This window comes from Variovorax sp. FW301-JW7, from assembly GCF_058788795.1.
Window position 1 is genome coordinate 923,448 of record NZ_JBYTBC010000001.1, and the last position, 11,924, is coordinate 935,371.

Genomic DNA, 11,924 nt, shown 5'->3' on the forward strand with positions numbered 1-11,924 from the left:
CAGAAGGCCGACAAGGAGTCCCTCATGCAAAAAATTCGTGTTCTCGCTACCAGCCTCGCACTCGGCGGCATCGCGCTGCTGACCGGCTGCGTGGCCGTTCCTGGCGATCCGTACTACTCCGGCGGCTATTCCGACCCGTACTACGCCGATCCGGGTCCCGTGGTGGTGCCTGCGCCGGTCTACATCCAGGGTGGCGGCTACTACGACAACCGTCGCCCGTACTACGACCGCCGTCCCTATTACGACGGCTATCGGCCCGGCTATCCGTACCCTGGCGTGCGGCCCACGCCTTCGTACCCGACGGCGCGTCCGCCCTGGGGTGGTGGCCGTCCGCCGGTTGCTGTGGTGCCGCCTGTGCGGCCCGGTGCGGGTGGTGTGCCCGGTATCACGCCTTCGCGGCCGCAGCAGATGCCGACCGGCCGGGCGCGGCTGTGGACTTCGCCCGACTCGCAAGGCACCACGCCTCCGTGATCGCGGCCCAGGCATGACGTTCGTGTGAGGCTGTCGCGATAATCCCGCCATGGCCTTCCGCGAAATTCTCAAGATGGGCGACCCCCGGCTGCTGCGCACCGCGCAGCCGGTCGCCGCTTTCGACACCGACGAACTGCACCTGCTGGTGCGCGACATGTTCGAGACCATGCAGGCGGTCAATGGCGCCGGCCTTGCGGCGCCGCAGATCGGCGTCGACCTGCAACTGGTTATCTTCGGCACCGACACCGTCAATCCACGCTACCCCGACGCGCCGCCGGTGCCGCGCACCGTGCTGCTCAACCCTGTCATCACCCCGCTGGGCGATGAAGAGGAAGAGGGCTGGGAAGGCTGCCTGTCAGTGCCGGGCCTGCGCGGCGTGGTGCCGCGCTTCGCCCACATCCGCTACACGGGCTTCGACCTGTATGGCGACCCGATCGACCGCACCGCCGACGGCTTTCATGCGCGCGTGGTGCAACACGAGGTCGATCACCTGTTCGGCAAGCTGTACCCGATGCGGGTGCGCGATTTCTCGCGCTTCGGCTACACCGGGGTCCTGTTTCCAGGCCTCGATGCGGCCGACGACGACTGACGGGTCGTCCGTCCGTTGGCAGGCTTACTTGTTGTTGAGCCCGAAGCGCCCGCCACCCGTGAACGCGAGCGAGATCGCCGCGAACAGGAACATGCCCTGCAGTTCCAGCGCCCAGCCGCCTTGCCCGTTCAGCGCGCCCAGGTCCTTGCGGTGGGCCAGCCAGATCGCCACCACCATGTTGATGGCCACGACCAGTGCGGCGGGCCGCGTGAACAGGCCGACGATCAGCAGCACCGGTGCCAGGATCTCGCCCACGTAGACCAGGTAGGCCAGCACCGCGGGCACGCCGTGCGACGCGAGCATGCCGCCGATGCCATCGACGCCCTTGCCGACCTTGGCAATGCCATGCAGCAGGATGAGGATGCCCAGCGCAACGCGCAGGATGAGCTTGCCGGTGTCGTCGGACTTGACCATGGTGTGATTCCTGTTCGGGAGTGATGAAAGGGCCGTATGGTAGTGAAACTGCGAGGCAAACCGGCCTGTCGCCAAGAGGCAGTTCGACATATGTATCCAACGCAGGGTTCTTTGTCGTCGACCTGCATCGCCCCGTACACTGCCTTTTGCCTACTGTTGAGGAGTACACACCCATGACGAAGAAGACAACGACCACCCCAACCACCCGACTGCGCCCGGCATTGCTCGCCGCCGCTTCCGTTCTCGCGCTGGCCACTGCGGCCCCGGCCTTTGCCGGCAAAACGCTCGATGCGGTCAAGCAGCGCGGCACCGTCAAGTGCGGCGTGACCAACGGCGTGGCCGGTTTCTCGGCCCCCGACACGCAGGGCAACTGGTCGGGCCTGGACGTCGACACCTGCCGCGCCATCGCCGCGGCCGTGCTGGGCGATCCCAAGAAGGTCGACTTCGTGCCGCTCAACTCGCAGCAGCGCTTCTCGGCCCTGCAGGCCGGCGAGATCGACATCCTCGCGCGCAACACCACCTGGACGCTCACGCGCGACGCGTCGCTGGGCTTCAACTTCACCACCATCACCTACTACGACGGCCAGGGCTTCCTGGTGCCCAAGAAGCTCAAGGTGACGAGCGCCAAGCAGCTCAAGAACGCCACCATCTGCACGCAGTCGGGCACCACCAATGAGAAGAACGTGTCGGACTACTTCCGCGCGCAGAACATCCCGGTGAAGACCGTCGTGTTCGAGAGCTTCGAAGCGTCGTTCAAGGCCTTCTTCTCGGGCCGCTGCCAGGCTTTCACCACCGACGCCTCGGCACTGGCCGGCCTGCGCAACAAGGAAGCGACCAACCCCGACGACTACCTCATCCTGCCCGAACTGATCTCCAAGGAACCGCTCGCACCCCTGGTTCGCCGCGGCGACGACGAGTGGTTCGCCATCGCCAAGTGGGTGCCCAACGCGCTCATCGAGGCGGAAGAGTTCGGTGTCACCCAAGCCAATGCCGATCAGCTCAAGGCCGGCAGCAAGGACCCGGCGCAGCAGCGCCTGCTCGGTGCCGGTGAAGACCTCGGCAAGCTCTTGGGCCTGGACAAGGACTGGTCGTACCGCGCCATCAAGGCCGTGGGCAACTACGGTGAAATGTTCGAGCGCAACGTCGGACCGAAGTCGGTGCTCAAGCTGCCGCGCGGCTCCAACAACCTCTGGAGCAAGGGCGGCCTGATCTACGCACCACCAGTGCGATGAGGCAGGAAGGCGCCTCGCGCCGCGGCGCCTGGCTGGCCTGGCTCGTGCAGGCCCTTTTGGTGCTGGCCGTCGTGGCCGGCGCCGCCTGGGTGGTGAACCATGCGCTCGACGTGCTGCGCGCACGCGGCGTGCGTTCGGGTTTCGACTTCCTCACCGAGCCCGCGGGCTTTTCGATCAGCGAAGGCTGGCTCGACTTCGATGCCAGCCAGCCGTCATGGCGCGCGTTCCTCGCGGGCCTGATCAACACCGTGCGCGCGGCCGTGCCGGCGGCCATCTTCGCGGTGGTGCTCGGCACGCTGATCGGCATCGGCCGGCTCGCGCCGCACGTGCTGCTGCGCGGCATCTGCACGGCGTATGTGGAGCTGCTGCGCAACGTGCCGCTGCTGGTGCAGCTGCTGATGCTGGCCTTCGCGATGGCCCACCTGCTGCCCGATCCGACCGAGCCCGTGCACCTGCTGCCGGGCGTGTGGCTCAGTAAGGGCGGGCTCAGCGTGCCCTGGCCCGTGGCGGGCGAGGGCGGTGGGTGGCCTACGCATTTCGAATGGCCCGAGCGCGGTGACTTCGGCGTGAGCGGCGGCGCCGCGCTGAGCCCGGAGTACGTGACCATCGTCGCCGGGCTGTCGCTGTACTCGGCGGCCTTCGTCGCCGAGATCGTGCGCGCCGGCATCCTCTCGGTTTCGCAGGGGCAGGTGTTGGCGGGGCAGGCGCTGGGGCTGTCGTCGGTGCAGCAGCTGCGCATCGTGATCCTGCCGCAGGCACTGCGCGTGATCGTGCCGTCGCTCACCAACCAGCTGTTGAGCCTTACCAAGAATTCGTCGCTCGCAGTGGCCGTGGGTTACCCGGAACTGGTGTCGGTGGCCAACACCACCATCGGCTCCAATGGACGGGCCTTCGAGTGCATCGCGATCATCATGGCGGTGTACCTGCTGCTGTCGCTCGTGATCTCTTTCGGCATGAACCGCTACAACGCGCGCGTCGCGCTGCGAGGCTGGCGATGAGAAATGTCGCGCAAGGCCCCATCGCATGGCGCAGCGAGCTGTGGGGTTCGCCGCTGCGCGCGCTGGCCACGGTGCTGCTGCTGGGCCTGCTGGCCTGGGCCGGCTTCCACGCGTTCGAATGGGGCGTGGTGCACGCCGTGTTCCGCCCCGACGCCGAGGCCTGCCGCGCGGTGCAGCACGGTGCCTGCTGGGGCGTGGTGGCCGAGAAGTGGCGGCCCATGCTGTTCGGTCGCTTTCCGTACGAAGAGCAATGGCGTCCGGCCATCGCGGTGGTGGTGCTGTCCGCGGTGACCGTGCTCAGCGCCTGGCCGCGCAGTTGGCGCTGGTGGCTGGCGCCCTTGTGGGGCGTGGCGTTGCTGCTGTTCGTCGGGCTGATGCACGGCGGCGTGGCAGGGCTGAGCACGGTGCCGACCAGCCGCTGGGGCGGCCTGCCGCTCACCATCGGGCTCGCGGTGGTCGGGCTGGCGCTGGCCTTTCCGCTGGCGCTGCTGCTCGCGATGGGGCGGCGCTCCGAATGGCCCGTGGTGCGCACGCTGAGCGCGAGCTACATCGAGCTGGTGCGCGGCGTGCCGCTGATCTCGGTGTTGTTCATGGCCTCGTTCCTGCTGCCGCTGCTGTGGCCCGCGGGCTGGCAGCCCGACGTGCTGGTGCGCGTGCTGATGGGGCTCACGCTGTTCGTTGCGGCATATCTTGCGGAGATCATCCGCGGCGGCCTGCAGGCCGTGCCGCGCGGGCAGACCGAGGTGGCGATGGCGCTGGGCTTCGGCCGTTGGCCGGTGCAGCGCGACATCGTGCTGCCGCAGGCGCTGCGCCTCGTGGTGCCCGCGCTGACCAACAGCGTGGTTGGCACGCTGAAGGACACCTCGCTGGTCACCGTGGTCGGCCTGTTCGAGTTGACCGGCGCGCTTGGACTGGCACTGGGCGGCGACCCGGTCTGGCGGCCGTTCTATCTCGAGGGCTATCTCTTCGTGGCAGCCGTCTACTGGCTGCTGTGCTTCGGGCTGTCGCGCTACAGCGTCTGGCTGGAGCGGCGTCTGGGAACGAGCTCGGCGTAGCCGGTCTGCGCGTCGGGTTCGCGCGAGAAGCGCCACTCGGGCAGCACCGCGACGAGGATCTCGGCCGTGGTGCGCACCACGCAGCCCGGCGCGGCATGACCGCCCGACACCCGGCCAGTGGCATCCGACACGCTGAGATGCAGGTGCGAGCCATCGGGCGACAGCGTGCCGGCGAGCGTGAGGATTTCAAGGTCGCCTTCGATCCGCGTCGCCGTCTCTGCGCCTGCGAAACGGATGCTCGCGCTGCTCAGGCTGCCGATGCCCGAGACCACGAACGCCGCGTCGCCGATGCCGGCTTGCTTCAGCACGGCGTCGAGCGCCGCGCGCAGGTCGTCGCCCGGTTGCAGCCGCAGCACGAGCGTGTCCATGCGCGTGCGCCTCGCGTCAGCTCGCCGACAGCGCCTTGTCGACCACCTGCTGCGCCTCGCCGAGGATGCGTGCGAGGTGCTCGTCGCCGAGGAAGCTCTCACCGTAGATCTTGTAGATGTTCTCCGTGCCCGAAGGCCGCGCGGCGAACCAGCCGTTCTCGGTGACGACCTTCACGCCGCCGATGGCCGCGCCGTTGCCCGGTGCGTGGCTCAGCACGTTCTCGATCTTCTCGCCCGCCAGCGTGGTCGAGGTGATCTGCTGCGGCGAGAGGGCCGACAGGCGCTTCTTCTGCTCGGGCGTGGCGGGCGCGTCCACGCGGTCGGACACCGGGCGCCCCAGCGCCTGCGTCAGCTCGGTGAAGCGCTCGCCGGGGTCGCGACCCGTGCGCGCGGCGATCTCGGCCGAGAGCAGGGCGGGCACGATGCCGTCCTTGTCGGTGGTCCATGCGCTGCCGTCGTGGCGCAAGAAGGTGGCGCCCGCGCTTTCCTCGCCGCCGAAGCCCAGCGAGCCGTCGACCAGCCCGTCGACGAACCACTTGAAGCCCACGGGCACCTCGTACAGCGGACGACCCAGCTGCGTTGCCACGCGGTCGATCATGCGGCTGCTGACCACCGTCTTGCCAACGGCAGCCTGCGCGGGCCAGTGCGGGCGGTGCGTGAAGAGGTAGTCGACCATCACCGCGAGGTAGTTGTTCGGCTGCATCAGGCCCGCGCTGCGCGTGACCACGCCGTGGCGGTCGTGGTCGGTGTCGCAGGCGAAGGCGATGCCGAAGCGGTCTTTCAGCGCGACCAGCCCGTGCATCGCGTCGGGCGACGACGGGTCCATGCGGATGCGGCCGTCCCAGTCGAGCGACATGAAGCGGAAGGTCGGATCGACGGCCTGGCTCAGCACGTTCAGGCGCTGGAGCTTGTAGCGCGCGGCAATGGCGGGCCAGTAGTGCACGCCGGCACCGCCCAGCGGATCGACGCCCAGGTCGATGGTGCCGCCGCGGATCGCGTCCATGTCGAGCACCTGGGCCAGGTCTTCGACGTAGGTATTCAGGTAGTCGTGGCGGTGCGTGGTCGACGCTTTCAGCGCCTGCGCCAGCGGCATGCGCTTCACGCCTTCGAGCTTGTTCGCCAGCATCTGGTTGGCGGCGGCTTCGACGGCGGAGGTGATGTCGGTGCCCGCGGGGCCGCCGTTCGGCGGGTTGTACTTGAAGCCGCCGCTTTCGGGCGGGTTGTGCGAGGGCGTGATCACGATGCCGTCGGCCAGTCCGCTGGTGCGTCCGCGGTTGTAGACCAGGATGGCGTGCGACACGGCCGGCGTGGGCGTGTACTCGTCGTCCTTCGAGAGCATCAGCTCGACGCCGTTGGCCGCCAGCACCTCGACCGCGCTGGCGAAGGCGGGCGTCGACAGCGCGTGCGTGTCGATGCCCAGGAACAGCGGGCCGTCGATGCCCTTTTGCTTGCGGTAATCGCAGATGGCCTGACTGATCGCCAGCACATGCCACTCGTTGAACGCGTCGTCGAACGAGGAGCCGCGATGGCCCGAGGTGCCGAAGGCCACGCGCTGGCTCGGCACGGCCGGGTCGGGGCGACCGGTGTAGTAGGCCGAGACGAGGCGCGGCACGTCCACCAGCAGGTCAGACGGGGCCGGCTGGCCCGCGAGGGGATGGGAAGAGGTGCTCATGTCGAAAGCGGGTGATGAAATGGGAGCGCGCCGGCGGTGCCGTGCGCGCCCGTTCAGCATACGCCATGGCCCGGGCCGGCTTGCCGTCTGCGCGCCCGTTCGCAGCGCTTCGCTTACAACGCTTTCAATGTGAGCGGCGCGTGCGGACCCGCTCCGGGCCGTCGCCTGTGGCCAGCCACCGGGCCGGCACCTCGAAGTACGCGGCGATCGCATGCAGGTGCAGGGTACCGGCGCCGCTGTGACGGTCGGTGAGCCAGCGGATCACGGTGGGGGCGCTGACGCCGCACTGTCGGGCGAGCTCGGATTTCCATTGAGGCTGCGATCCGGCAACGAGCGAGATCAGGCGGTCTTGAAAGCTGGCATTCATGGTCGGCCCCCTTTGGCGACAACAGCGGTCGGCTCTGAATCTCCTCGAAACGTGCAAGGGACCCAACCCCTCCTTCGCAGGGGCTGGTAGTTTTTTGCATGGAGGGTGATCTAGTTCCGACGCGCGGTGGGTGCACCCGTCGGCGCCAGCGTCAGAATGAGGGTGCATATCGACCAAGAAAGGTCGAAGGGGGTGTGCCATGAAAGTGATGATGCTGGACGACCACGCGTTGTTCCGCGCGGGTCTGCGCATGCTGCTGGAGAGCATGGAACGCAATGCCGAAATCTTCGAAGCCGCCACGGTCGATGAGGCCTGCGCCCTGGCGCTGCGCCACCCCGACCTGGCGATCTGTCTGCTGGACCTCGAACTCAAGGGCGAGTACGGCCTGGACGCGCTGGTGCGCCTGAAGGCGGCGGCGCCCGACATCGCGGCCGTGGTGGTGTCGGCCTCGACCGATGTCGACATCATCCGTGGCTGCCTGGAAGCCGGCGCCATGAGCTTCGTGCCCAAGAGCATGCCGGCCGATTTCCTGAAACGGGCCTTCGAGACCGTGCTGGCGGGGGAGGTCTACCTTCCTCAAGAGATCCTGCACCTGGGGCCCAAGAGCGTCGCCAGGCCGACGCTCAGTCCGCGGCAGGCCGACACCTTGCACGGCCTGGCGCGCGGGCTGCCGACCAAGTCGATCGCGCGCGAGCTCGGCCTGTCGGAGCACACGGTGAAGGAGTACATCGGCACCTTGTTCCAGGCGCTGGGTGTGCACAATCGCACCGAGGCCGTGATCACGGGCATCCGCCTGGGGCTGTTGTCGCCGCTGCAGCGCAAGGGGTCATGAGCGGGCCACCGCGGGCGGCTAAGCTTCAGGTCGGTTGAGCGGGCCACCGCGGGCGGCTAAGCTTCAGGCTGGTTTCAAGGAGCAAGACAAGATGCGCATGACGATTGGCCGGCACGGGGTTCTTCTGATGGCTGCGGCCCTGGCTGCAGTGCTCGCGGGCTGCGAGGCCCCGCCCAAGGACCGGCCGCTCACCTCCGACGTGCCGGCGCCGCCGAGCTTCGCGCCGCCGCCCGAGAGTTGCCAGGCCCCCGAGGTGCGCTTTGCGCTCGGCTTGCAGGCGACGCGCCCGTTGCTCGAAGAGATGCGTCAGCGCGCCGGCGCGAAAACCGCACGTACCGTGCCGGCCACGGCGCCGGCCGATCCGGCGCAGGACGCGACGCGCCTCAACGCGCAGGTCGATCCCACGGGTCGCATCCTCGGCGCGTACTGCGGCTGAGCCGCACACGCCGATTCAGCGGCCTCACTGCGAGGCCAGCGCCTCCATCAGGTCGGTCTCGATGGCCAGCTGCGTCTTCTGGCCCTGCAGTTCCGGCCCGCTGATCAGGAAGGTGTCTTCCACCCGTTCGCCCAGGGTCGTCACCTTCGCCAGTTGAAGGTTCAGGTGATGCCGCGCGAGCACGCGCGCCACCGAATACAACAGGCCCGCGCGGTCGCTGGCTGAGATGCTGAGCAGCCAGCGCTGCGCCTTGTCGTCGGGCACGAGGCTGATGCGCGGCTTGATCGGAAAGCTGCGCACCCGGCGTGACACGCGTCCCATGCTCGGCGCGGGCAGGGCGCCGGCTTCGGTGAGCGTTTGCGCGAGGCCCGTTTCGACCATGCTGATCAGGTCGCGGTAGTGGTCGGGCTGGAAGGTCGTCACCACCTGGAAGGTGTCGAGCGCGTAGCCGTTGCTCGTGGTGTGGACCTTGGCGTCCAGGATGCTAAATGACGCTTGGTCGAAGTAGCCGCAGATGCGCGCGAAGAGGTCGGACTGGTCGGGTGTGTAGACCACCACCTGCAGGCCTTCGCCCACCGGAGACAGGTGCGCGCGCACGATGGGCAACGCCTTCGGGTCGATGGGCACGTTCTTCGGCGGCACGAAGCGCGACAGCTGCTTGGCGTGCCAGGCGATCTCGGTGGCGTCGTGGCGCATGAAGTAGCCGACGTCGAGCGTGTCCCACAGCGCCTTGTGCGCCTCGAAGCGCTGGGCGTGCAGGGCGAGCTGCACCAGCGCCTCGCGCTTGCGGGCCTCGACCTCGGCGTCAGGGTCGGGCATGCGTCCGCCCAGGGCGCGCAGCGTGAAGCGGTACAGGTCTTCGAGTAGCTTGCCCTTCCAGGCATTCCACACGCGCGGCGAGGTGCCGCGGATGTCGGCCACCGTCAGCAGGTACAGCGCCGTGAGGTAGCGCTCGTTGCCCACGCGCTTGGCAAAGGCGCCGATGACCTCGGGGTCGCCCAGGTCCTGCTTCTGCGCGACCTGGCTCATTACCAGGTGCTCGGCCACGAGAAATTCGATGAGCTTGGCGTCTTCGCGCGCGATGCCGTGCTGCTTGCAGAAGCGCTGCACGTCGCGCGCGCCGAGCGTGGAGTGATCGCCGCCGCGGCCCTTGGCGATGTCGTGGAAGAGGGCGGCGACGTAAAGAATCCAGGGCTTGTCCCAGCCGGCCGCGAGCTGCGAGCAGCCCGGGTACTCGTGCGCATGCTCGGCGATGAAGAAGCGGCGCACGTTGCGCAGCACCATCAGGATGTGCTGGTCGACCGTGTACACATGGAACAGGTCGTGCTGCATCTGCCCCACGATGCTGCGGAACACGCGCAGGTAGCGTCCCAGCACCGAGGTCTGGTTCATGAGCCGGAAGGCATGCGTGATGCCGTAGGGCTGCTGCAGGATCCGCATGAAGGTCACGTGGTTGACCGGGTCGTTGCGGAACTTGCTGTCCATGACATGGCGCGCGTTGTACAGCGCACGCAGCGTGCGCGCCGACAGGCCCTTCACGCCGATGGTCTTCTGGTACAGCAGGAAGGTCTCGAGCACCGCGTGCGGCTCGCGCTCGTACAGGTCGTCGCTGGCGATCTCGATCAGGCCGGCGCGCTCGTAGAAGCGCTCGTTGATCGTCGTGGGCTGCTCGTCGATGGGCTGCAGCCGCTCGGAAATGTTGAGCAGCAGGATCTGGTTGAGCTGCGACACCGCCTTGGCCGCCCAGTAGTAGCGGCGCATCAGCGCCTCGCTCGACTTGCGCTGCGATTCGCTCTCGTAGCCGAAGCTCGCGGCCACGGCGGTCTGCAGGTCGAACACCAGCCGGTCTTCGCGCCGGTTGGCGATCACGTGCAGGCGGGCGCGGATCAGCGAGAGCAGGGCTTCGTTGCGCTTGATCTGCTGCGCCTCGAAGGGCGTGGCCAGGCCGTTCTTGGCCAGGTCGTCCCAGCGGCTGCCGAAGCCGGCGGCCTTGCTCATCCACAGGATGGTCTGCAGGTCGCGCAGGCCACCAGGCGATTCCTTGCAGTTGGGTTCGAGCGCGTAGGGCGTGTTGTCGAACTTCTGGTGGCGGTGCCGCATTTCCTGCGACTTGGCCACGAAGAAGGCCTGCGGGTCGATGGCCTGGGTGAAGCGGCGGCGGAAGGCCGCAAAGAGCTTCTTGTCGCCCGTGATCAGGCGCGATTCGAGCAGCGAGGTCTGGACCGTGATGTCCTTGGCGGCCTCGTCCAGGCACTCCTCGAGCGTGCGCACGCTGGAGCCGATCTCGAGGCCGGCGTCCCAGCACTGGCCGATGAAGGCCTCGATGCGGGCGGGCTCGACGCCGCTGTCCTGGCCTTCGGGCGGCAGCAGCAGCAGCACGTCGACGTCGGAGTACGGAAACAGCTCGCCGCGCCCGTAGCCGCCCACCGCGGCCAGCGCGAAGGCGTCGCCGAAGCCGGCTTCGTTCCACAGCGCAGTGAGCGTCTGGTCGGCCAGCGCCGAGAGCTGGCGCAGCACCGTGTGCACGCTGCGGGTGGGCGCGCGTGCGAAGCGCAGGGTGTCGAAAAGGGCGAGCTTTTTCGCGCGATAGGCTTCGCGCAGCGTCGCCACGTCGATCTTGGCTGCTTCGATCACGGCGGGGGCGCGCTTCGGCGCGTCAGGTTTTGGTGGAGGTGACGAAGGCCGGCAGCGGCGGGCTGCCTTCGGAGAGCGTCAGCACCTCGTAGCCGGTCTCGGTGACCAGCACCGTGTGCTCCCACTGGGCCGACAGCGAATGGTCGCGCGTGACGATGGTCCAGCCGTCGTACTGGCCGCCCTTGAAGTCTTCCTTCACGTCGCGCTTGCCGGCGTTGATCATCGGCTCGATGGTGAAGATCATGCCGGGCTTGAGCTCTTCCATCGTGCCCGGGCGGCCGTAATGCAGCACCTGGGGCTCTTCGTGGAAGCGCTGGCCCACGCCGTGGCCGCAGAACTCGCGCACGATCGAGAAGCCCTGGCCCTCGGCGAATTTCTGGATCGCATGGCCCACGTCGCCCAGGTGGGCGCCGGGGCGCACCTGCAGGATGCCGTGCCACATGGCTTCGAAGGTGATGCTGCACAGGCGCTTGGCGGCAATGGACGCGTCGCCGATCACGAACATGCGGCTGTTGTCGCCGAACCAGCCGTCCTTGATGACGGTGACGTCGACATTCATGATGTCGCCCTTCTTCAGGGGCTTGTCATTGGGGATGCCGTGGCACACCACGTGGTTCACCGAGGTGCACAGCGACTTCGGGAACGGCACGCTGCTGGCGCCCATGTAGCCCACCGTGGCCGAGGTGGTGCCCTGCTTGACCATGTACTCGGCGGCCAGCCGGTCCACGTCGTTGGTCGTGATGCCGGGCTTGATGAAGGGCGTGAGGTAGTCCAGCACCTCGGAACCGAGGCGGCAGGCGACCCGCATGGCTTCGATGCCTGCGGCGTCTTTGTAGGTAATGCTCATGCCCCGAAT

At 68.0% G+C, this 11,924-nt stretch carries 13 protein-coding genes; 7 read left to right on the plus strand and 6 right to left on the minus strand.

All coding sequences use genetic code 11. The features are described from left to right. Window positions 1-24 precede the first annotated feature (24 nt). Entirely contained in the window at window positions 25-471 is a 447-nt protein-coding gene (locus tag AC3WQM_RS04160) for a hypothetical protein (RefSeq protein ID WP_489056737.1), read from the plus strand. A 49-nt stretch (window positions 472-520) separates the two neighbouring features. Continuing rightward, complete coding sequence (gene def / locus AC3WQM_RS04165; protein WP_492677047.1) at window positions 521-1,060, plus strand: peptide deformylase; 540 nt, start codon at window positions 521-523, stop codon at window positions 1,058-1,060. A 24-nt stretch (window positions 1,061-1,084) separates the two neighbouring features. Here the strand turns inward: def and AC3WQM_RS04170 are convergent, their stop codons facing one another. Next, a complete protein-coding gene (locus AC3WQM_RS04170) occupies window positions 1,085-1,474 on the minus strand; it encodes a DoxX family protein (RefSeq protein ID WP_489056738.1) in 390 nt (129 codons plus the stop codon). A gap of 173 nt (window positions 1,475-1,647) precedes the next feature. Between AC3WQM_RS04170 and AC3WQM_RS04175 the strand changes: the two genes are divergently transcribed. The 3 genes from AC3WQM_RS04175 to AC3WQM_RS04185 are packed head-to-tail and all read left to right on the plus strand — an operon-like array spanning window position 1,648 to window position 4,759. Then, on the plus strand, window positions 1,648-2,706 hold the full coding sequence (locus AC3WQM_RS04175) for an amino acid ABC transporter substrate-binding protein (RefSeq protein ID WP_492677048.1): 1,059 nt from the start codon (window positions 1,648-1,650) through the stop codon (window positions 2,704-2,706). Beyond that, complete coding sequence (locus AC3WQM_RS04180; RefSeq protein ID WP_492677049.1) at window positions 2,703-3,704, plus strand: amino acid ABC transporter permease; 1,002 nt, start codon at window positions 2,703-2,705, stop codon at window positions 3,702-3,704. The genes AC3WQM_RS04175 and AC3WQM_RS04180 overlap by 4 nt, the downstream gene beginning before the upstream one ends. After that, window positions 3,701-4,759: an amino acid ABC transporter permease gene (locus tag AC3WQM_RS04185; protein WP_492677050.1), complete on the plus strand. Its 1,059-nt coding sequence runs from the start codon at window positions 3,701-3,703 to the stop codon at window positions 4,757-4,759. Before AC3WQM_RS04180 ends, AC3WQM_RS04185 begins: the two co-directional genes overlap by 4 nt. On the opposite strand, the gene AC3WQM_RS04190 is transcribed toward AC3WQM_RS04185, so the two are convergent. The 3 genes from AC3WQM_RS04190 to AC3WQM_RS04200 form a co-directional block, all read right to left on the minus strand. After that, window positions 4,714-5,127 (minus strand): PPC domain-containing DNA-binding protein, encoded by a 414-nt coding sequence (locus AC3WQM_RS04190; RefSeq protein ID WP_492677051.1) that lies wholly within the window; start codon window positions 5,125-5,127, stop codon window positions 4,714-4,716. The two genes, AC3WQM_RS04185 and AC3WQM_RS04190, sit on opposite strands and share 46 nt — an antisense overlap. A 16-nt stretch (window positions 5,128-5,143) precedes the next feature. Beyond that, window positions 5,144-6,799: a phosphoglucomutase (alpha-D-glucose-1,6-bisphosphate-dependent) gene (gene pgm / locus AC3WQM_RS04195; RefSeq protein WP_492677052.1), complete on the minus strand. Its 1,656-nt coding sequence runs from the start codon at window positions 6,797-6,799 to the stop codon at window positions 5,144-5,146. Between the two features lie 124 nt (window positions 6,800-6,923). After that, entirely contained in the window at window positions 6,924-7,166 is a 243-nt protein-coding gene (locus AC3WQM_RS04200; protein WP_489056744.1) for a helix-turn-helix domain-containing protein, read from the minus strand. A 199-nt stretch (window positions 7,167-7,365) separates the two neighbouring features. Between AC3WQM_RS04200 and AC3WQM_RS04205 the strand changes: the two genes are divergently transcribed. Together AC3WQM_RS04205 and AC3WQM_RS04210 are read left to right on the plus strand one after the other, a co-directional pair. Then, window positions 7,366-7,998: a response regulator gene (locus AC3WQM_RS04205; protein WP_492677053.1), complete on the plus strand. Its 633-nt coding sequence runs from the start codon at window positions 7,366-7,368 to the stop codon at window positions 7,996-7,998. 91 nt (window positions 7,999-8,089) lie between these two features. After that, window positions 8,090-8,434 (plus strand): hypothetical protein, encoded by a 345-nt coding sequence (locus AC3WQM_RS04210; RefSeq protein ID WP_492677054.1) that lies wholly within the window; start codon window positions 8,090-8,092, stop codon window positions 8,432-8,434. 24 nt (window positions 8,435-8,458) lie between these two features. Here the strand turns inward: AC3WQM_RS04210 and AC3WQM_RS04215 are convergent, their stop codons facing one another. Together AC3WQM_RS04215 and map are read right to left on the minus strand one after the other, a co-directional pair. Beyond that, the gene (locus AC3WQM_RS04215; RefSeq protein ID WP_062471264.1) at window positions 8,459-11,068 is read right to left on the minus strand and encodes a [protein-PII] uridylyltransferase; all 2,610 of its coding nucleotides are present in this window, start codon (window positions 11,066-11,068) and stop codon (window positions 8,459-8,461) included. Window positions 11,069-11,090: 22 nt separating this feature from the next. Then, a complete protein-coding gene (map, locus tag AC3WQM_RS04220) occupies window positions 11,091-11,915 on the minus strand; it encodes a type I methionyl aminopeptidase (protein WP_489056748.1) in 825 nt (274 codons plus the stop codon). Window positions 11,916-11,924: the final 9 nt, after the last annotated feature.